Raw genomic sequence first — 19,920 nt, forward strand, 5'->3', positions numbered from 1 at the left:
ATGCTGGAACTCAACTTTACTCAAACGCTCGGCAACCACTGTCTGGTGCTCAACGAAACGTTGCCCGCCAGCGGAATTACCGCCGTCTTTGGCGTTTCGGGCGCGGGAAAAACCTCGCTGATTAATGCCATCAGCGGGCTGACGCGCCCGCAAACCGGGCGGATCGCGCTGAACAATCGCGTGCTTCACGACGCGGAAAATAAGATTTACCTGGCCCCTGAAAAACGGCGCATCGGCTATGTGTTCCAGGACGCGCGCCTGTTTCCGCACTATAAAGTGCGCGGCAATCTGCGCTACGGCATGGCGAAAAGCATGGCCGGTCAGTTTGATAATCTGGTCGCGCTGTTGGGGATTGAATCGCTGCTGGACCGGCTTCCGTCGTCGCTCTCCGGCGGTGAAAAACAGCGTGTGGCGATTGGCCGCGCGCTGTTAACCGCACCGGAACTCCTGCTGCTGGATGAGCCGCTGGCGTCGCTCGATCTGCCGCGTAAGCGCGAGTTGTTGCCTTATCTGCAACGCCTGGCGCGGGAAATTAACATTCCGATGCTCTACGTCAGCCACTCGCTGGACGAGATTCTGCATCTGGCGGACAACGTGCTGGTGCTGGAAAACGGCAGCGTGAAGGCCTTTGGGCCGCTGGAAGAGGTGTGGGGCAGCAGCGTGATGTATCCGTGGCTGCCGAAAGAGCAGCAGAGCAGCATCCTGAAGGTCAGCGTGCTGGAGCACCATCCGCACTACGCCATGACGGCGCTGGCGCTGGGCGATCAGCATCTGTGGGTCAATAAGATCGACAAGCCGCTGCAATCCGCGCTGCGTATTCGCATTCAGGCGTCGGATGTTTCTCTGGTACTTCAGCCGCCGTTGCAAACCAGTATTCGTAATATTTTGCGCGCGAAAGTGGCCCAGTGTGTGGACGATAACGGCCAGGTGGAAGTGCAGCTGGAAGTGGGCAGCAGAAAGCTATGGGCGCGCATCAGCCCGTGGGCCAGGGATGAGCTTGGCATCAAACCTGGCCTGTGGCTTTACGCGCAGATCAAGAGTGTCTCGATCACCGCCTGATCACAGCAGATGGGTGTAAATGTACTGCGCGATGCTGTCGGTGGTGTTGTCGCCAATGACAACGTTGGCGCGCGCTTTCACGGCATCGTCGGCATTGCCCATCGCCACGCCAGTGCCGGCAGCCTCCAGCATGCTAATGTCATTGTAATTATCCCCGAAAGCGATCACGTCTTTCATTGACCCGCCCTGAGATTCAACAAACTGCGTCAGGCGTTTGCCTTTGCTGTTGCCTTTACGCGCGATATCCACCTGATCGTGCCAGGACCATTCGCACTCCAGCCCCAGCGTCTGCTCAACATGTTTCGCGAACGCGTTCAGCTTGTTCGTATCTTCGTCCGTCAGGGCAAATTTCCAGATAGCATCGACGTCGGCAGCCGCCTGGCGTAGAGATGACACCTGCGTAAAGACCGGACGCTGGGCCTCGGGCAGTGACTGCGCCCAGTTGCTGGTACGGATGACATGCCCGGTCGGGCGCTCATAGACCATGGCGTTATCCACGTACATCAGGCCGTGAATGGCGTGCTCATCCAGCAGATCAATCAGTTGTAACGCCTCAGTCACCGGCAGCGGATCGGACTCAAGAACCTTTTTTGCATGATAATCATACAAATAAGTGCCATTACAACAAATTGCAGGTGTATCTAACGCCAGTGCCTGATAAAAAGGATGAATGGCAACGTGATGTCGACCGGTAACAATCAGGAGTTGATATGCCGCTTCCTGAGCACGTTTCAGTGCTTCGAGCGAAGAGGGGAGCAGGGTTTTTTGCGGGGTTAACAGCGTACCGTCTAAATCCAGAGCAATCACACGCGAGGTCATTTGTTCTTCCGGGTTAATGTTGAATTATGGTCTTAGGGGATGGTACACCGAGAGGCGTGACCCACAAAATGCCAGGCTAAAATTCAGCATTCACCGTTAAAAAGTTAATCACTTTCACGCGCAGTGAGGAGAGGAGTATTCATGAAACAAACCGTTTATACCGCCAGTCCTGAGAGCCAGCAGATCCACGTCTGGCGTTTGAATGCGGAAGGCTCGCTCACGCTGGTGCAGGTTGTTGATGTGCCGGGACAGGTGCAACCGATGGTTGTCAGCCCGGATAAACGTTTTCTGTACGTAGGCGTGCGTCCTGAGTTTCGCGTGCTGGCCTACCGCATTGCACCGGACGATGGTGCCCTGACCTATACCGCCGAAGCGCCGCTCCCGGGTAGCCCGACGCACATCTCGACCGATCGCAAAGGCCAGTTCATCTTCAGCGGTTCTTACAATGCGGGCTGCGTGAGTGTCACGCGTCTGGAAGATGGCCTTCCGCGCGACACCGTGGAAGTGGTTGAAGGGCTGGAAGGCTGCCACTCGGCCAATATCTCTCCGGACAACCGCACGCTGTGGGTTCCAGCGCTGAAACAGGATCGAATCTGCCTGTTTACCTTGGGCGACGACGGCCACCTGGCTGCGCAGACTCCGGCGGAAATCACCACCGTTGAGGGCGCGGGCCCGCGCCACATGGTGTTCCACCCGAATCAGCAGTACGCCTATGTGGTGAATGAGCTAAACAGCTCTGTTGACGTGTGGGCACTGAACGATCCGAACGGCAAGATTGAACGCGTTCAGACCCTGGACATGATGCCGTCAGACTTTACCGACACCCGCTGGGCGGCGGATATTCACATCACCCCGGATGGTCGTCATCTTTACGCCTGCGACCGTACTTCAAGCCTGATTACCATTTTCAGTATCTCTGAAGATGGCAGCGTGCTGGCAATCGAAGGCTTCCAGCCAACCGAAACCCAGCCGCGCGGCTTTAACATTGATAACAGCGGTAAATTCCTGGTGGCGGCGGGGCAGAAATCCCACCACATCGCGCTGTATGAAATCAAAGGCGAGCAGGGCCTGCTGGAAGAGAAAGGCCGTTATGCCGTAGGCCAGGGCCCAATGTGGGTGGTGGTAAACGCGCACTAAGTGGCGTGAAAACAAAAAACCTCGCATTTGCGAGGTTTTTTTATGCCCGGCGTTCGGGATTACTGCTTCGGCTCTGCAACCACTTTGCTGCCCAGACCGCGGTTGTTGTATTCCCACATGCGGTTGAAGTTAGCGTCGTTCAGGTTGCGCTGCACGTTTCCTTTATCATCCATCGCGCCGGTGTTACCGGAGTAAGGACGTTTGGAGATCGCCGCGTCGGCCCATGGTTTTGCCATGTTAAAGCCTTCGTTAATCACGCTGTCGCGGATCACGACCTGACCGTTGGTGGCAGAGTCGATGTCCAGCGAACGTCCCAGCTGCGCCACGCCGTCACCGGCTGCGGTAAAGCGGCTGTTCACGGCCAGGAAGCCGTAGAACATGTTGGACAGCGTTGCTGGTGCAAACACGTAACCTTCCTGCTGAGTACGGGAGTTCACCACGCGGAATTCGGTGTTATCAAACACCACCGCGCCGCGACCGGAGACGATATCCACATCACCTTCGATATAGCTGTTGGTCACCTGAGTACGGGTCAGACGGTTATTCTGCAGGGTGTTCTGCACACCGCTGTTGGTCACGAAGAAGGTGTTCTGACGACCCAGAATATTCACGTTGTTGATCTGAACTTTGTCGCCGTCAGTACGCAGCGCCACAGCCTGATGGTTACCCGCATCCACGCTGTCACCCAGGGTGTTCTGAATGGTCAGGTTCTGCAGTTGCAGGCCGTTGTTCTGCGACCAGAACACCGCCGAGCACATCATGCCGATAGTGGCGCTCTGCTTGCTCTGGCAGCTGTCGAACATATACCACGCTGGTTTGCCCGGCATATATTTACCGGCCGGGTTCACCAGGTGACGCCAGGTGTTGCGGTCGATTTCAGAGTCGATCGCCAGACCGATTTTCACGTCAATCGCTTTATCACCGGTACCGTAAATCGTAATGCTGCCCGGTGCGGCGGGAACGTAGACCGTCCCTTCGTACTCGCCTGGCAGAATTGCGATGTACTGGCGTGATGCGCTGTGTTTCGTGATGGCAGCGTCAACGGCAGCCTGAATGCTGGTGTGCGTCACGCCCTGCGTGCCTGCCGGGCCAACCACGAAGTTAGGCTGCGCAGGAAAGTTAATAGAAGAAGGCGTCCACGGTGCCGCGTTCGGGTCCATGGCAGTGTAATAATGTGCGGCGGTGAAGTTTTTCGCTTCGCCAGCAGACAGAATTGGGCGAGATGCCGTGCCTGGTGCGGCCTGCTCAGAGGGCAGCTGGTCAGGTGGCGTTGAGCTGCACGCTGACAGCGTCACGCCAAAGGCGAGTGCCAACGCCAGACGAGAAATCCTGGAAATATTCAAGGGAAAGCTCCTTGCTTCGCGAGTCTTAACGGGATGATCGAAATAGCCTGCTTTTTTATACTAAGTTGAGCGAAACGGGAAGATGAAATACGAAAAAGTTGCATATTTCACCCGCGCCCGCCGGGGAAGTCGTCACAAATAAATAACAATTTCCGTAAAGCCGGTTGACACGGGCAAACGAATGAAAATAAATGTCTATACAACCCATGACAAGCGGAAGTCCTATGCATCAGCTTCATCCCGACGATCTTATCTGGCGTAACGCACGACTGGCGACCATGAACCCTGATGAACCCGCACCTTACGGCCTGCGTGACAATGCGGCTCTGGTGGTGCGCGGCGAGAGGATTGTGGCGATTATCTCTGAAACGGCGGTCCCGGTTGCACATGCTCATCAGGTCGATCTCGGGGGACGACTGGTGACACCTGGTCTGATCGATTGTCACACCCATCTGGTGTTCGGTGGCGATCGCGCCGCAGAGTGGGAACAGCGTCTGAACGGCGTCTCTTATCAGACCATCAGCGCTCAGGGCGGCGGAATCAATGCGACCGTGGCTGCCACCCGCGAAAGCGATGAACCATCATTACTGAAGCGGGCGGAACAGCGCCTGCATCGCCTGATGCAGGAAGGCGTCACCACCCTTGAGATTAAGTCGGGCTATGGCCTGAATGCGCAGACCGAAGAGAAAATGCTGCGCGTCGCCCAGACTCTGGCGCAAAGCCATCGGGTTGAAATCAGCCCAACGCTGCTCGCCGCTCACGCCGTACCGAAGGAGTACCGTCAGGATCCGGACGCTTATCTGACGCAGGTTTGCGAGCAGATCATGCCGACTCTCTGGCGTGAAGGGCTGTTTGAAGCGGTGGACGTATTTTGCGAAAACGTCGGCTTCACGCTGTCGCAAACCGAACGGGTATTTCAGGCGGCCGCCGCGCTGGGCATTCCCGTCAAAGGCCATGTCGAACAGCTTTCCAGGCTGGGGGGCGCCGCATTAGTGAGCCGCTACCACGGCTGGTCCGCCGATCATATTGAGTATCTCGATGACGCGGGGGTCAACGCGATGGCGCACAGCGACACGGTCGCAGTGCTGCTACCCGGCGCGTTTTACTTCTTACAGGAACGTCAGCGCCCGCCTGTCGATCAGCTGCGTAAACAGGGCGTGCCGATGGCTGTCGCCACGGACTACAACCCCGGCACCAGCCCGTTTGCCAGCCTGCATCTGGCGATGAACATGGCCTGCGTGCAGTTTGGTTTAACGCCGGAAGAGGCATGGGCAGGCGTGACGCGTCACGCGGCACAGGCGCTGGGTCGGGGGGCCACCCACGGTCAGCTTAAGGCCGGTTTTGTCGCTGATTTCGTCATCTGGGATGCCGAGCGGCCGGTGGAAATGGTCTACGAGCCGGGGCGTAATCCGCTCTATCAGCGTGTGTTTCGAGGGAAAGTATCATGACACTCTGGCGGCCAACGCCCGCTGATCTCTGGCAGGGGCGCGATGACAGCAGCGAAGCCAGCAACGCGCTGCGAATTTTTCAGACTATCGCCCAGACCGATCGTTTTGCGCCCCAAAGTTCAGGCATTGCGCTGTTAGGTTTCGAGTGTGATGCAGGCGTGCGGCGCAACCATGGGCGGACCGGTGCTGCGCAGGCGCCCGACATGCTGCGTAAAGCGCTGGCAAATATGGCCAGCCACAGTGGGCACGACACGCTGACCGATATGGGCACCATCGCCGTTGCGGGCGATCGGCTCGAAGATGCTCAGCGCGCGCTGAGTGATGCGGTGCTGGCCTGCCAGCAGTCGGGCATGCGCACGCTGGTGTTCGGCGGCGGCCACGAAACGGCCTGGGCCCACGGTCGCGGAGTGCTGGATGCCTTTCCCCACGAACGCGTTGCGATTATCAATCTCGACGCGCACCTTGATCTCCGCAAGGCCGACCACGCCACATCAGGCACGCCGTTCCGCCAGCTCGCGCAGTATTGCGAGGCGCAGAACCGCGAATTTCAGTACGCCTGTCTGGGCGTCAGCCGGGCGGCGAATACGCAGGCGCTGTGGGACGAAGCGGCCCACCTTAACGTAACACTGGTGGAAGATCTCGATTTTCGCCGCGAGGCGTTACCGGTGCTGGAAAGCGTCCTGGCGCAGGCCGACCGCGTCTATCTGACCATCGATCTCGACGTACTGCCCGCCGGTGAAATGCCTGCCGTCTCAGCCCCGGCGGCGCTCGGCGTGTCGGCCCTGGATATAATGCCGGTGATTGGCGAAATCTGTCGCAGCGGAAAACTGCAGGCAGTAGATTTGGTCGAGTTTAATCCGGTTTACGATCGCGACGGACAGGGCGCGCGGCTCGCGGCGCGTCTGGCCTGGCAAATTGCTCACTGGTGGGCATAAATCATTTTAAGGAGTAACAATGTTTTCACGCTCACCGAATCCGCCTTCCAGCGCGCCAGCCCCTTTCTACGAAAAGGTGAAACAGGCCATCAGCGAGAAGATCGCCACCGGCGTCTGGCAGCCGCACGACCGCATCCCCTCCGAGGCCGAACTGGTGGCCCAGTTTGGTTTCAGCCGTATGACCATCAACCGCGCGCTGCGTGAACTCACGGACGAAGGGCTGCTGGTGCGTTTGCAGGGGGTGGGAACGTTCGTCGCCGAGCCGAAAGGGCAGTCGGCGCTGTTTGAAATCCGCAGCATTGCCGACGAGATCGCCTCGCGCAATCATCAACACCACTGTGAAGTGCTGGTGCTTGAGGAGACACAGGCCAGTGCCGAGCAGGCGGTTGAGCTGAATGTCAAAGAGGGGGCGCGGATTTTCCACTCGGTGATGGTGCATTTCGAGAACGACGTTCCGGTGCAAATCGAGGATCGCTGCGTCAACGCCGAACGGGTGCCCGATTATCTTCAGCAGGATTATACCCAGACCACGCCCCACGCCTGGCTGTCACAGGTCGCTCCGCTGACCGAGGGCGAACACATTGTCGAAGCGGTGCGCGCCACGCCGCAGGAGTGCGAACGACTGCGCATTAAAGAGCACGACCCGTGCCTGCTGATCCGCCGCCGCACCTGGTCTTCCGGGCAGATTGTCTCGCACGCCAGACTGTTATTCCCCGGTTCCCGTTACCGGTTACAAGGCCACTTTATGTCATAGATTTTCAAAGCGTGATAGCTAACACAATATAACAAAATTGTATCTTTATTGTTAAATCTGACCTTGTGCGTGGTTGTCTATACAAGTATATCTGTTTGTATCTTTCATCCCGTATGAGGACCACACAATGTCGTCAGGTAAATACCGTCAGCAGGATGTCCGCGCCCCGCGCGGCACCACGCTCACCGCCAAAAGCTGGCTCACCGAAGCGCCGCTGCGCATGTTGATGAACAACCTCGATCCCGACGTCGCCGAAAACCCGCACGAGCTGGTGGTGTACGGTGGCATCGGTCGCGCGGCGCGTAACTGGGAATGCTACGACGCCATTGTGGACGCGCTCACCAACCTCGAAATCGACGAAACCCTGCTGGTGCAATCCGGTAAACCGGTCGGGGTGTTCAAAACCCATAAGAATGCGCCACGGGTGCTGATTGCCAACTCAAATCTTGTTCCGCACTGGGCAACCTGGGAACACTTTAATGAGCTGGACGCCAAAGGGCTGGCGATGTACGGCCAAATGACCGCGGGCAGCTGGATCTACATTGGCAGCCAGGGCATCGTGCAGGGCACCTACGAAACCTTCGTCGAAGCCGGACGCCAGCACTATAACGGCTCCCTGAAAGGGCGCTGGGTGCTGACCGCCGGACTGGGCGGCATGGGGGGCGCACAGCCGCTGGCAGCAACTCTCGCGGGTGCCTGTTCCCTGAATATCGAATGCCAGCAGAGCCGCATCGATTTCCGCCTGCGCACCCGCTATGTCGATGAGCAGGCCGACAATCTCGATGACGCGCTGGCGCGCCTTCAGAAATACACCGCCGAAGGCAAAACCGTGTCGATTGCCCTGTGCGGCAACGCGGCGGAGGTCGTTCCGGAACTGGTGGCGCGCGGCGTGCGCCCGGACCTGGTCACCGACCAGACCAGCGCCCACGATCCGCTTCACGGCTACCTGCCAAAAGGCTGGAGCTGGGAAGAGTACCAGCAAAAATCCCAAACCGACCCGGAAGGGACTGTGCTGGCCGCCAAACGCTCGATGGCTGAGCATGTGTCGGCGATGCTGGCGTTTAGCAAAATGGGCGTACCGACCTTCGACTATGGCAACAACATTCGCCAGATGGCGAAAGAGATGGGCGTGGAAAACGCGTTCGACTTCCCTGGTTTTGTCCCGGCCTATATCCGTCCGCTGTTCTGTCGCGGAATTGGCCCGTTCCGCTGGGTAGCGCTCTCGGGCGACCCGGAAGATATCTACAAAACTGACGCCAAAGTGAAAGCCATCGTCGCCGACGACGCGCACCTGCACCACTGGCTGGACATGGCGCGCGAACGCATCAACTTCCAGGGGCTGCCCGCGCGTATCTGCTGGGTAGGGCTGGAGTGGCGCCAAAAACTCGGCCTGGCCTTTAACGAAATGGTGCGTAGCGGCGAAGTCTCCGCGCCGATTGTGATTGGTCGCGACCACCTGGATTCCGGCTCAGTCGCCAGCCCGAACCGCGAAACCGAAGCCATGCAGGACGGCTCTGACGCGGTCTCTGACTGGCCATTACTCAACGCCCTGCTGAACACCGCCAGCGGCGCGACCTGGGTGTCGCTACACCACGGCGGCGGCGTCGGGATGGGCTTCTCCCAACACGCGGGCATGGTGATTGTCTGCGACGGTACCGACGAAGCTGCCTCCCGCATCGCCCGCGTACTGCATAACGACCCGGCGACAGGCGTCATGCGCCATGCCGACGCGGGCTACGACATCGCGATTGACTGTGCGAAAGAGCAGGGGCTGAACCTGCCGATGGTCGCCGCCACACAAGGAAAACACTGATGAATGCACTGACTATTACGCCCGGCGCGCTGACCTTCGCTCACCTGCGCAGCGCCTGGCGCCACCCGGTGACGCTGACACTGGATGAAAACGCCCATCAGGCGATCAACGACAGCGTCGCCTGCGTGGAAGCCATCGTCGCCGAAGATCGCACGGCCTATGGCATCAACACCGGTTTCGGCCTGCTGGCGCAGACGCGCATCGCCACGCACGATCTGGAAAACTTACAGCGCTCGCTGGTGCTGTCACACGCGGCGGGGGTCGGCGAACCGCTGGATGACGAGATCGTCCGTCTGATGATGGTGCTGAAAATTAACAGCCTGGCGCGCGGTTTCTCCGGTATCCGCTTGAGCGTGATTCAGGCGCTTATCGCTCTGGTCAACGCGCAGGTCTATCCGTGGATCCCGGCCAAAGGCTCGGTGGGTGCCTCGGGCGATCTGGCGCCGCTGGCGCACATGTCGTTGCTGCTCCTCGGCGAGGGCAAAGCTCGCTGGCAGGGGCAATGGCTGTCCGCCAAAGAGGCGCTGCAAAAAGCCGGATTAACGCCAATTACCCTGGCGGCGAAAGAGGGGCTGGCCCTGCTGAACGGCACCCAGGCTTCCACAGCCTTCGCCCTGCGCGGTCTGTTCGAAGCTGAAGACCTGTTTGCCTCGGCGGTGGTGTGCGGTGCGCTGACCACGGAAGCCGTGCTCGGTTCGCGTCGTCCGTTTGATGCCCGTATCCATGAGGTGCGCGGCCAGCGTGGGCAAATTGATGCGGCGGCGATGTACCGTCATCTGCTGACCGACACCAGCGCAATTGCGGATTCGCACCATAACTGCGACAAGGTGCAGGACCCGTACTCCCTGCGCTGTCAGCCGCAGGTGATGGGCGCGTGTCTGACGCAAATTCGTCAGGCTGCCGACGTGCTGCTGGTGGAAGCGAACGCGGTTTCCGATAACCCTCTGGTGTTCGCCGAGCAGAATGACGTGGTGTCGGGCGGGAACTTCCACGCGGAGCCGGTGGCGATGGCCGCCGATAATCTGGCGCTGGCGATTGCCGAAATAGGTTCGCTCTCTGAGCGTCGTATCGCGCTGATGATGGATAAACACATGTCGCAACTGCCGCCATTCCTGGTGCGCAACGGCGGCGTAAATTCCGGGTTTATGATTGCGCAGGTGACGGCGGCGGCGCTGGCGAGCGAGAACAAAGCGCTGTCCCATCCGCACAGCGTGGACAGCCTGCCGACCTCGGCCAATCAGGAAGACCATGTCTCTATGGCGCCGGCGGCCGGGCGTCGTCTGTGGGAGATGGCCTACAATACGCGCGGCGTGATCGCGGTCGAGTGGCTAGCGGCGGTGCAGGGGATCGACCTGCGCGAAGGGCTGAAGTCCAGTCCACTGCTGGAGCAGGCGCGCCAGACGTTGCGAGAACACGTCACGCACTACGACGACGACCGTTTCTTTGCGCCGGATATTGATAAGGCGATGGAATTGCTGATGGCGGGGAGCCTGGTGACGTTATTACCCGCGGTGCTGTAAAGCAAAGCCCGGCAGCGCTGCGCTTGCCGGGCCTGAAAACGACGTTTTCGTGATGAATGAACCGTACAGGTCGGGTGAGGCGACGCCGCCGCCCGGCTTTTTTTACGAATACATCGCCGTAATCGACGCACTTCCCAGCGTGTGAAAATGCACGTTAAAGCCGACCATTGCGCCGCTCGCGCCTTCATCCACATCGATCTTCTCAACGTCCAGGGCATGAACGGTGAAAATATACCGGTGCGTCTCGCCCTTTGGCGGCGCCGCGCCGCCGTATCCCGCTTTGCCGAAATCGGTGCGGGTCTGAATAGCCCCTTCCGGCAAGGCCGTTAAATCAGAGCCGGAGCCCTGCGGCAGCACGCGCGTGTCGGCGGGCAGGTTTGCCACAATCCAGTGCCACCAGCCGGAGCCGGTTGGCGCATCCGGGTCGTAGCAGGTGACGACAAAACTCTTCGTCCCCGGCGGAACATCATCCCAGGCCAGGTGCGGCGAAATATTATCGCCCTGATAACCCATGCCGTTAAACACGTGACGCTCGGGTAATTTTTCACCGTCGCGCAGATCCTGACTGATTATCTTCATGCGATCTCTCCGTACGTAGCCATGCAAAAAGTGTACTGCATAAAACAGCATACCGAAGCTAACGCGTTGGGTTAAATCGCAAAATGTGCGGGAATGTTAACAGCCTCATTCACCGCGCGGGTCAGCTTCTGCAGTTGCTCTGGGGTAATGATGTACGGCGGCATCAGGTAGATCAGTTTGCCGAACGGTCGCACCCACACGCCACGATCGACGAAGAAACGTTGCAATGCCGCCATGTTCACCGGATGGCGCGTTTCGACCACGCCAATTGCGCCCAGCACCCGCACGTCGGCCACGAACTCTGACTGCGCCGCGCTCGCCAGTTCACGCGAGAGCTGGGATTCAATCGCCGCAACCTGCGTCTGCCATTCACCGCTTTCCAGAATAGCCAGACTTTCACTGGCGACCGCGCAGGCCAGCGGATTGCCCATAAACGTCGGGCCGTGCATAAAGCAGCCGGCTTCGCCGTCGCTGATGGTGTCGGCTACGTGACGGGTCGTGAGCGTTGCGGAGAGGGTCATGGTGCCGCCCGTCAGGGCTTTACCGAGGCACAAAATATCCGGGGCGATGTTCGCATGGTCGCAGGCAAAGAGCTTGCCGGTGCGGCCAAATCCAGTGGCGATTTCGTCGGCAATCAGCAGGATACCCTCCCGATCGCACATCTTTCGGATGCGTTTCAGCCACTCGGGATGATACATGCGCATTCCGCCCGCGCCCTGTACGACAGGCTCAAGGATCACGGCAGCAATTTCGTGGCGATGGGCGGCCATCAGACGGGCAAATCCGACCATATCCATTTCGTTCCACTCGCCGCCAAAACGGCTTTGCGGCGCCGGGGCGAACAGGTTTTCCGGCAGATAACCCTGCCACAGGCTGTGCATCGAGTTATCGGGATCGCAGACCGACATCGCGCCGAAGGTGTCGCCGTGATAGCCGTTGCGGAAGGTGAGGAAACGCTGGCGCGGCTCGCCTTTCGCCTGCCAGTACTGCAGCGCCATTTTCATCGCCACTTCCACCGCCACCGAACCGGAATCGGCGAGGAAAACGCATTCCAGCGCGTCCGGAGTCATGGAGACCAGCCGACGACACAACTCAATCGCCTGCTGATGGGTGATCCCGCCAAACATCACGTGGGACATCTGGTCAATTTGCGTTTTCATCGCCGCGTTCAGGCGCGGATGGTTGTACCCGTGGATGGTTGCCCACCAGGAGGACATCCCGTCGATCAGCGTTTCGCCGGTGGCCAGATGCAGTTCACACCCGTGCGCCGAGGCGACCGGATAAACGGGCAGCGGCCGGGTCATGGAGGTGTAGGGGTGCCAGATATGTTGCTTGTCGAAGGCGAGATCGTCCGGGGTCATAATCGACTTGTAAACCATTTTGAAAAGTTTTAGGTTTACAAGTATAAACCGAACCCACAATGAACTGAACCCCTTTTTGGAGAAGCCCGATGGCTAACCCTGTACGTTGGACAATGTCGCAAGTCACCGAATTATTTAACAAACCTTTCCTCGAACTGATGTTCGAAGCCCAGCAAATCCACCGCCAGCACTTCGATCCGCGCCATGTGCAGGTCAGTACGCTGCTGTCGATCAAAACCGGTGCCTGCCCCGAAGACTGCAAATATTGCCCACAAAGTGCGCGCTACAAAACCGGGCTGGAGGCCGAGCGGCTGATGGAAGTGGAGCAGGTGCTCGACTCGGCACGCAAGGCGAAAAACGCCGGTTCGACCCGCTTCTGCATGGGAGCCGCGTGGAAAAACCCGCACGACCGTGACATGCCGTATCTGGAGCAGATGGTGCAGGGCGTGAAAGCGATGGGGCTGGAAGCCTGCATGACGCTCGGCACGCTCAACGAAACGCAGGCGCAGCGCCTGTCGGCGGCGGGTCTGGACTACTACAACCATAACCTCGATACCTCGCCGGAATTCTACGGCAACATCATCACCACCCGTACCTACCAGGAGCGTCTCGATACGCTCGACAAGGTGCGCGACGCGGGGATTAAAGTCTGCTCCGGGGGGATTGTCGGTTTAGGTGAAACGGTAAAAGATCGCGCGGGTCTGCTGTTGCAGCTGGCGAATTTGCCGACGCCGCCGGAAAGTGTGCCGATCAACATGCTGGTGAAGGTCAAAGGCACGCCGATGGCCGATAACGACGACGTGGATGCGTTTGATTTTATCCGCACGATTGCCGTCGCGCGCATCATGATGCCGACCTCGTTTGTGCGCCTCTCCGCGGGCCGTGAGCAGATGAGCGAGCAGACTCAGGCGATGTGCTTTATGGCGGGCGCAAACTCAATTTTCTACGGCTGCAAACTGCTCACCACGCCAAACCCGGAAGAGGACAAAGACGTCCAGCTGTTCCGCAAGCTGGGGCTGAATCCGCATCGGACCGAGGTGTTGACGGGGGATAACGAGCAGCAGCACCAGCTGGAACAGCAGCTTTTCAACGCCGACACCGAACAGTTCTACAACGCGGCAGCCCTATGACCTGGCAACACCGCATCGACGCCGCACTGGAGGAACGCCGGGCGGCGGACGCATTTCGCTCGCGCGCGGCGGTCGAAAGCGGCGGGCGTTTTCTGATCCGCGAAACGCGCCGGTTCTGCAACTTTTCGAGCAACGATTATCTCGGCCTGAGCCAGCATCCGGCGATCATTCGCGCCTGGCAGCAGGGGGCGGAAACCTGGGGCGTCGGCAGCGGCGGGTCGGGGCATGTGACGGGCTACACCACCGCGCATCAGGCGCTGGAAGAGGCCCTTGCCGACTGGCTCGGCTATCCCCGCGCGCTGCTGTTTATCTCCGGTTTTGCCGCCAATCAGGCGCTGATTGCGGCTCTGATGGGAAAAGAGGATCGGATTGTCGCCGACCGCCTGAGCCACGCCTCCCTGCTCGAAGCGGCCAGCCTCAGCCCGGCGCAGCTGCGCCGGTTTGCCCATAACGACGCCGCCCAGCTCAACGCGCTGCTGGCGAAATCCTGCGACGGGCAACAGCTGGTGGTGACGGAGGGGGTCTTCAGCATGGACGGCGACTGCGCTCCGCTGGGTGAACTCCATGCCGCGGCACGTCAGCACAACGCCTGGATGCTGGTGGACGATGCCCACGGCGTTGGTGTGCTGGGCGCGGAAGGGCGCGGAAGTGCCGCCCGCCAGGATGTTAAACCGGAGCTGCTGATTGTGACCTTCGGCAAAGGGTTTGGCATCAGCGGTGCGGCGGTGTTATGCAGCGAATCCGTCGCGGATTACCTTCTGCAATTCGCCCGCCATCTGATCTACAGCACCAGTATGCCGCCTGCGCAGGCCGTGGCGCTGCTGGAAGCGCTGAGGGTTGTTCGCAGCGCAGAGGGCGATCAGCGGCGACACACTCTGGCTGCGCACATCCAGCGCTTTCGGGAGGGCGTGCGCGAGCTACCCTGGCAGATGACCGATTCGCAAAGTGCCATCCAGCCGCTGATTGTGGGCGAGAACAGCCGTGCCTTGCATCTGGCGCAGCAGCTTCGCGAGCGTGACATGTGGGTGACGGCGATCCGCCCGCCAACCGTTCCGGCGGGTACCGCGCGTTTACGCCTGACCCTGACGGCCGCACACCACACGCAGGACATTGATGATTTGCTGGAGGCGCTGCATGACGCAGGTTAACAAGCAGGCCATCGCCTCTGCTTTCGGGCGGGCGGCGCAAAGTTATTCCCGACACGACGACCTGCAGCGCCGGAGCGCCCAGGGGCTGAAAACGCTGCTCGGCGAGGGGCGTTTCCACGCCGTGCTGGATGCAGGCTGCGGGCCTGGCGCAAACAGCCGTCTCTGGCGCGAGGCGGGCAGCCATGTGACGGCCCTCGACCTCTCCCCGCAAATGCTGGAACAGGCGCGCTATCAGCAGGCGGCCGATGATTATCTGGTGGGGGATATCGAGTCTATTCCGCTGCCGGACGCACAGTTTGATCTGGTCTGGAGCCATCTGGCGGTGCAGTGGTGCGCCAGTCTGCCGCAGGCGTTGCGCGAGCTGTATCGGGTCACGCGCCCAGGCGGCACGGTCGCCTTCACCACGCTGCTCGATAACTCTCTGCCGGAGCTTAATCAGGCCTGGCGTGCGGTGGATGAACGGCCGCACGCCAACCGTTTCTTACCGGCGCAGGCGGTGAACGACGCCCTCGCCGGGTGGCGCTACAGGGCCATCACGGAGGTCGTTACCCTCTCTTTCAGCGATGCCCTGAGCGCGATGCGCTCGCTGAAAGGGATTGGCGCCACCCATCTGCACGACGGACGGGCGCGAAAACCCCTCACGCGCGGCGAACTGACGCAGCTTGAGCTGGCGTGGCCGCGTGTGCGCGGGGAATTCCCGCTCTCTTATCAACTCTTTCATGGGATTATCGAACGTGACTGAACGCTATTTTGTCACCGGAACCGACACTGAAGTCGGTAAAACCGTCGCAAGCTCGGCGCTGTTGCAGGCGGCGCGTTTGCAGGGATTCATCACCGCCGGGTACAAACCGGTCGCCTCCGGCAGCGAGATAACGCCGGAGGGCATGCGCAACTCCGACGCGCTGGCGCTGCAACGCCACAGCACGCTTGCACTGCCGTATCAGGCGGTGAATCCGTACACCTTCGCCGAGCCAACCTCGCCGCACATCATCAGTGCCGACGAGCAGCGCCCGATTGCATTTTCGGTTCTTTCTGCAGGCCTGCGCGCGCTGGAGCAGCAGGCGGAATGGGTGCTGGTCGAAGGGGCTGGCGGCTGGTTTACGCCGCTCTCGGCGCATCAGACGTTTGCTGACTGGGTGCAGGAAGAACGGCTGCCGGTGATCCTAGTCGTGGGCGTTAAGCTCGGCTGTATCAACCACGCGATGCTCACCGCGCAGGCGATTCAGCAGGCCGGTTTACGCTTCGCAGGCTGGATCGCCAACGACGTGGTGGCCCCAGGTAAACGTCATCAGGAGTATCTTGCGACGCTGAAAAACGTCCTTCCTGCGCCGTTCCTCGGGGAGATCCCCTGGCTTGCTGAGGGCGCAGAGCAGGCCGAGACCGGGCAGTATCTCGATCTCAGCGTCTTGCATCCAGCGACATCCAGTGGGCGATAAGCTCATCATCCAGCTCGTTAACGTGGCCCTGAGCCACGTTACGCCCGCGATACAGCACGCAAAAACGATCGGCCACCCGGCGAATAAACGACAGCTGCTGTTCCGCTAACAGCACCGTCATTCCCAGCTCCCGACTCAACCGCATCAGCAGCTGCCCAAGCCGGATGGCAAAGGTGCTTCCCGTGCCGTGCAGCGGCTCGTCCAGAATCAGCAGGCGAGGGCGGCAAATGAGCGCATTGGCCAGCGCCAGCTGGTACTGCTCGTCGGGCGACATCCCCGTCGCTCTGGCGTGGCGCAGCGGCCAGAGCTGGGGAAAAAGCTCGTAAATATCACTGCTCGCCGCCGCATCGGGCGCACCTTTGGCGCGCATGGCCACGTGCAGATTCTCCTCGACGGTGAGCTGCGAGAAGATCCGTCGGTCCTGTGAGACATAGCCAATGCCCGGCATCGCGCACTGCTCAGGTGCAGCGCTGCTCAAATTGCACGGTGGCGCGCCCGCTTCATGCCAGATGATGGTGCCGCTCTCGATGGGCAACTGGCCGGTGATGCAGTTGATAAGCGTGGTTTTCCCCATACCCGGCAGCCCGATAACGCCTGTACACATCCCTGGCGGCAAATCCAGATCGACATTCCACAGCGTGTGCTGACTTCCATAGAACTGATTAACGGCGCGCAGACTTAGCATATTTCACTCCTTAAAACGCATGAGGGATGAGACGTCTCAGGATAATCTGCAAAACCCTTGCCATAACCGATGGCGTGGTTCGATATGCTGCACTTTTCAGATTTGGCTCACAGCCGTTAAAAGGGCGTGCTGTGCACATAATGACGGAAATGTGATTAAGATCTCGCCAGTCGGTTATGCGCGGTGGGGCTGAATATCATCAAAAAAGAGCTATAAATATTTTTTACGGACATGCCCTTGGGAAAAACCGGGAATTTGCGGAGTCGCGGTCTGTACGGGCTGGAAGCACTTATCCACTATTCCTGTGGATAACCATGTGCATTAGAGTTAGAAAACCTGAGGCAAGCGAGAGAAGACGCGGCCTGCGCATGAATTGATGCGAAACGCGGCTTTAAGAAATATCTTCTATGAATTAACGAGTTAGACAAAAGCAATCATCGTCATGAAAGTGTCACTGACTGCCATAAAACTATCATTACGTGGCTTGACAAATGTTAAAAATAGAAATGTTCTGGGGATAACCGAACATTGCTGGTGTTTTATCTCGTCACAGCCTAAATTTTGGCCCCTTTCGCGCTCATCAGGCGGATGCTAATCCAGATATCCTTACACGCCACTGGTTTTACATCCAGTATTTATTACTGGCAAATTTGCCAGCCGCGAGTAAAATTACTCACCTGCCGCTTTTTCCGTCATCAGGTTGTCGCCCATGAGTAAATTGTTCAAACTGAATTCTGCTTTCCGTCCGTCTGGCGATCAGCCGGATGCGATCCGTCGCCTGAAAGAGGGGCTGGAAGACGGGCTGGCGCACCAGACCCTGCTGGGTGTGACCGGTTCGGGCAAAACCTTTACCGTTGCCAACGTGATTGCGGATCTGCAGCGCCCGACGATGGTGCTGGCCCCTAACAAAACGCTGGCGGCGCAGCTGTATGGCGAGATGAAAGAGTTCTTCCCGGAAAACGCCGTTGAATATTTCGTCTCCTACTACGATTACTACCAGCCGGAAGCCTACGTACCCAGCTCAGACACCTTTATCGAGAAGGATGCTTCGGTCAACGAACATATCGAACAGATGCGTCTGTCGGCGACGAAAGCGCTGCTTGAGCGTCGGGATGTGATCGTGGTGGCGTCGGTCTCCGCCATCTATGGTCTGGGCGACCCGGACCTTTACCTCAAGATGATGCTGCACCTGACCATCGGGATGATTATCGATCAGCGCGCGATTTTACGCCGTCTGGCGGAGCTGCAGTATGCCCGTAACGACCAGGCGTTCCAGCGCGGTACTTTCCGCGTGCGCGGCGAAGTGATCGACATCTTCCCGGCAGAATCCGACGATCTGGCCCTGCGCGTTGAGCTGTTTGACGAGGAGGTCGAGCGTCTGTCGCTATTTGATCCCCTGACTGGCCACGTTGAGTCGGTGATTCAGCGCTTTACCATCTACCCGAAAACCCACTACGTCACCCCGCGCGAGCGTATCGTGCAGGCGATGGAAGAGATCAAAGTGGAGCTGGCGGACCGCCGTAAGGTGCTGCTGGCAAATAACAAGCTGCTCGAAGAGCAGCGCCTGAGCCAGCGTACGCAGTTCGATTTAGAGATGATGAACGAGCTGGGTTACTGCTCGGGCATTGAAAACTACTCGCGCTATCTCTCCGGGCGTGGTCCTGGCGAGGCACCGCCGACCCTGTTCGATTATCTCCCGGCTGACGGTCTGCTGGTGGTGGACGAATCTCACGTCACTATTCCGCAGATCGGCGGCATGTATCGCGGTGACCGCGCGCGAAAAGAGACGCTGGTGGAGTACGGTTTCCGTCTGCCGTCGGCGCTCGATAACCGCCCGATGAAATTTGAAGAGTTTGAGGCGCTGGCCCCGCAAACGATCTACGTGTCGGCCACGCCGGGGAACTACGAGCTGGAGAAATCCGGTGATGAAGTTATCGATCAGGTGGTGCGTCCAACGGGCCTGCTGGACCCTATTATCGAAGTTCGACCGGTGGGAACGCAGGTGGACGATCTGCTCTCAGAGATCCGCGCTCGCGCATCGGTTAACGAGCGTGTGCTGGTCACCACGCTGACCAAACGTATGGCGGAAGACTTGACTGAGTATCTGGAAGAGCACGGGGAGCGCGTGCGCTATCTGCACTCGGATATCGATACCGTTGAGCGTATGGAGATCATTCGCGATTTACGTCTTGGCGAGTTTGACGTGCTGGTGGGGATCAACCTGTTGCGAGAAGGTCTCGACATGCCGGAGGTGTCGCTGGTGGCGATTCTGGATGCCGACAAAGAGGGCTTCCTGCGTTCTGAGCGCTCCCTGATTCAGACCATTGGCCGCGCGGCGCGTAACATCAACGGGAAAGCGATTCTGTACGGTGACAAAATTACGGCGTCGATGGCGAAAGCGATCGGCGAAACGGAACGTCGTCGTGAGAAACAGCAGCAGTACAACGAAGAGCATGGCATCACCCCACAGGGGCTGAACAAGAAAGTGGTGGATATTCTGGCGCTGGGCCAGGGGATTGCGAAAACCAAAGGCCGCGGAAAAGCGCGTCATCCGGTTGAGGCTGATGCGGTGGAAGTGCTGCTGACACCGAAAGCGCTGCAGCAGAAAATCCACGAGCTGGAAGGGCAGATGATGCAGCATGCGCAGAATCTGGAGTTTGAAGAGGCGGCGCAACTTCGCGATCAGCTGCATAAGCTGCGCGATCTGTTTATCGCGGCGTCGTAACTCGCGTTGCCGGGCGGCATTGCGTCTG

The 19,920-nt window shown here is 59.2% G+C and carries 17 protein-coding genes; 12 read left to right on the plus strand and 5 right to left on the minus strand.

The window, feature by feature from the left end; genetic code table 11:
* Positions 1-1,059 carry a molybdenum ABC transporter ATP-binding protein ModC gene (modC, locus tag F153LOC_RS14630; protein WP_102105236.1) on the plus strand — a complete coding sequence of 353 codons (1,059 nt, stop codon included), beginning with the start codon at positions 1-3 and terminating at the stop codon, positions 1,057-1,059.
* Here the strand turns inward: modC and F153LOC_RS14635 are convergent, their stop codons facing one another.
* On the minus strand, positions 1,060-1,878 hold the full coding sequence (locus F153LOC_RS14635) for a pyridoxal phosphatase (protein ID WP_102105235.1): 819 nt from the start codon (positions 1,876-1,878) through the stop codon (positions 1,060-1,062).
* A 141-nt stretch (positions 1,879-2,019) separates the two neighbouring features.
* On the opposite strand from F153LOC_RS14635, the gene pgl reads away from it, so the two are divergent.
* Positions 2,020-3,015, plus strand: a complete 996-nt coding sequence (pgl, locus tag F153LOC_RS14640; RefSeq protein WP_102105234.1) for a 6-phosphogluconolactonase — start codon at positions 2,020-2,022, stop codon at positions 3,013-3,015.
* 59 nt (positions 3,016-3,074) lie between these two features.
* Here the strand turns inward: pgl and F153LOC_RS14645 are convergent, their stop codons facing one another.
* Positions 3,075-4,358: a putative acyl-CoA thioester hydrolase gene (locus tag F153LOC_RS14645; RefSeq protein WP_102105233.1), complete on the minus strand. Its 1,284-nt coding sequence runs from the start codon at positions 4,356-4,358 to the stop codon at positions 3,075-3,077.
* Between the two features lie 224 nt (positions 4,359-4,582).
* Between F153LOC_RS14645 and hutI the strand changes: the two genes are divergently transcribed.
* From hutI to hutH, 5 genes are all read left to right on the plus strand, one after another.
* The gene (gene hutI, locus F153LOC_RS14650; protein WP_102105232.1) at positions 4,583-5,806 is read left to right on the plus strand and encodes an imidazolonepropionase; all 1,224 of its coding nucleotides are present in this window, start codon (positions 4,583-4,585) and stop codon (positions 5,804-5,806) included.
* Positions 5,803-6,741, plus strand: a complete 939-nt coding sequence (gene hutG, locus F153LOC_RS14655; RefSeq protein WP_102105231.1) for a formimidoylglutamase — start codon at positions 5,803-5,805, stop codon at positions 6,739-6,741. The genes hutI and hutG overlap by 4 nt, the downstream gene beginning before the upstream one ends.
* 19 nt (positions 6,742-6,760) lie before the next feature.
* Positions 6,761-7,495 carry a histidine utilization repressor gene (locus tag F153LOC_RS14660; protein WP_102105230.1) on the plus strand — a complete coding sequence of 245 codons (735 nt, stop codon included), beginning with the start codon at positions 6,761-6,763 and terminating at the stop codon, positions 7,493-7,495.
* A gap of 127 nt (positions 7,496-7,622) precedes the next feature.
* Positions 7,623-9,308, plus strand: a complete 1,686-nt coding sequence (hutU, locus tag F153LOC_RS14665; RefSeq protein ID WP_102105229.1) for a urocanate hydratase — start codon at positions 7,623-7,625, stop codon at positions 9,306-9,308.
* On the plus strand, positions 9,308-10,828 hold the full coding sequence (hutH, locus tag F153LOC_RS14670; RefSeq protein ID WP_102105228.1) for a histidine ammonia-lyase: 1,521 nt from the start codon (positions 9,308-9,310) through the stop codon (positions 10,826-10,828). Before hutU ends, hutH begins: the two co-directional genes overlap by 1 nt.
* Before the next feature lie 102 nt (positions 10,829-10,930).
* Here hutH and F153LOC_RS14675 read toward each other — a convergent pair whose 3' ends face one another.
* The gene (locus F153LOC_RS14675) at positions 10,931-11,407 is read right to left on the minus strand and encodes a kinase inhibitor (RefSeq protein ID WP_100777139.1); all 477 of its coding nucleotides are present in this window, start codon (positions 11,405-11,407) and stop codon (positions 10,931-10,933) included.
* Positions 11,408-11,478: 71 nt separating this feature from the next.
* Complete coding sequence (gene bioA, locus F153LOC_RS14680) at positions 11,479-12,786, minus strand: adenosylmethionine--8-amino-7-oxononanoate transaminase (protein WP_102105227.1); 1,308 nt, start codon at positions 12,784-12,786, stop codon at positions 11,479-11,481.
* Positions 12,787-12,857: 71 nt separating this feature from the next.
* Here bioA and bioB point away from each other — a divergent pair, with 71 nt between their 5' ends.
* From bioB to bioD, 4 genes are read left to right on the plus strand one after another with little or no spacing between them, the layout of a single operon-like run.
* On the plus strand, positions 12,858-13,898 hold the full coding sequence (bioB, locus tag F153LOC_RS14685; RefSeq protein ID WP_102105226.1) for a biotin synthase BioB: 1,041 nt from the start codon (positions 12,858-12,860) through the stop codon (positions 13,896-13,898).
* Positions 13,895-15,046 carry an 8-amino-7-oxononanoate synthase gene (gene bioF / locus F153LOC_RS14690; RefSeq protein WP_102105225.1) on the plus strand — a complete coding sequence of 384 codons (1,152 nt, stop codon included), beginning with the start codon at positions 13,895-13,897 and terminating at the stop codon, positions 15,044-15,046. Before bioB ends, bioF begins: the two co-directional genes overlap by 4 nt.
* On the plus strand, positions 15,033-15,788 hold the full coding sequence (bioC, locus tag F153LOC_RS14695) for a malonyl-ACP O-methyltransferase BioC (protein ID WP_102105224.1): 756 nt from the start codon (positions 15,033-15,035) through the stop codon (positions 15,786-15,788). Before bioF ends, bioC begins: the two co-directional genes overlap by 14 nt.
* Positions 15,781-16,482 carry a dethiobiotin synthase gene (bioD, locus tag F153LOC_RS14700; protein ID WP_199174675.1) on the plus strand — a complete coding sequence of 234 codons (702 nt, stop codon included), beginning with the start codon at positions 15,781-15,783 and terminating at the stop codon, positions 16,480-16,482. Before bioC ends, bioD begins: the two co-directional genes overlap by 8 nt.
* On the opposite strand, the gene F153LOC_RS14705 is transcribed toward bioD, so the two are convergent.
* Complete coding sequence (locus tag F153LOC_RS14705) at positions 16,445-17,167, minus strand: ABC transporter ATP-binding protein (protein ID WP_102105222.1); 723 nt, start codon at positions 17,165-17,167, stop codon at positions 16,445-16,447. The two genes, bioD and F153LOC_RS14705, sit on opposite strands and share 38 nt — an antisense overlap.
* A gap of 709 nt (positions 17,168-17,876) precedes the next feature.
* Here F153LOC_RS14705 and uvrB point away from each other — a divergent pair.
* The gene (gene uvrB / locus F153LOC_RS14710; protein ID WP_102105221.1) at positions 17,877-19,892 is read left to right on the plus strand and encodes an excinuclease ABC subunit UvrB; all 2,016 of its coding nucleotides are present in this window, start codon (positions 17,877-17,879) and stop codon (positions 19,890-19,892) included.
* Positions 19,893-19,920: the final 28 nt, after the last annotated feature.

The organism is Lelliottia sp. F153, assembly GCF_002870005.1.
Taxonomy (GTDB): domain Bacteria; phylum Pseudomonadota; class Gammaproteobacteria; order Enterobacterales; family Enterobacteriaceae; genus Enterobacter; species Enterobacter nimipressuralis.

What these genes read in the sequence shown, in the direction of transcription:
- modC (WP_102105236.1), top strand. Translation starts at nt 1, where the DNA reads ATGCTGGAACTCAACTTTACTCAAACGCTCGGCAACCACTGTCTGGTG.
- F153LOC_RS14635 (WP_102105235.1), bottom strand. Translation starts at nt 1,878, where the DNA reads ATGACCTCGCGTGTGATTGCTCTGGATTTAGACGGTACGCTGTTAACC.
- pgl (WP_102105234.1), top strand. Translation starts at nt 2,020, where the DNA reads ATGAAACAAACCGTTTATACCGCCAGTCCTGAGAGCCAGCAGATCCAC.
- hutI (WP_102105232.1), top strand. Translation starts at nt 4,583, where the DNA reads ATGCATCAGCTTCATCCCGACGATCTTATCTGGCGTAACGCACGACTG.
- hutG (WP_102105231.1), top strand. Translation starts at nt 5,803, where the DNA reads ATGACACTCTGGCGGCCAACGCCCGCTGATCTCTGGCAGGGGCGCGAT.
- F153LOC_RS14660 (WP_102105230.1), top strand. Translation starts at nt 6,761, where the DNA reads ATGTTTTCACGCTCACCGAATCCGCCTTCCAGCGCGCCAGCCCCTTTC.
- hutU (WP_102105229.1), top strand. Translation starts at nt 7,623, where the DNA reads ATGTCGTCAGGTAAATACCGTCAGCAGGATGTCCGCGCCCCGCGCGGC.
- hutH (WP_102105228.1), top strand. Translation starts at nt 9,308, where the DNA reads ATGAATGCACTGACTATTACGCCCGGCGCGCTGACCTTCGCTCACCTG.
- F153LOC_RS14675 (WP_100777139.1), bottom strand. Translation starts at nt 11,407, where the DNA reads ATGAAGATAATCAGTCAGGATCTGCGCGACGGTGAAAAATTACCCGAG.
- bioA (WP_102105227.1), bottom strand. Translation starts at nt 12,786, where the DNA reads ATGGTTTACAAGTCGATTATGACCCCGGACGATCTCGCCTTCGACAAG.
- bioB (WP_102105226.1), top strand. Translation starts at nt 12,858, where the DNA reads ATGGCTAACCCTGTACGTTGGACAATGTCGCAAGTCACCGAATTATTT.
- bioF (WP_102105225.1), top strand. Translation starts at nt 13,895, where the DNA reads ATGACCTGGCAACACCGCATCGACGCCGCACTGGAGGAACGCCGGGCG.
- bioC (WP_102105224.1), top strand. Translation starts at nt 15,033, where the DNA reads ATGACGCAGGTTAACAAGCAGGCCATCGCCTCTGCTTTCGGGCGGGCG.
- F153LOC_RS14705 (WP_102105222.1), bottom strand. Translation starts at nt 17,167, where the DNA reads ATGCTAAGTCTGCGCGCCGTTAATCAGTTCTATGGAAGTCAGCACACG.
- uvrB (WP_102105221.1), top strand. Translation starts at nt 17,877, where the DNA reads ATGAGTAAATTGTTCAAACTGAATTCTGCTTTCCGTCCGTCTGGCGAT.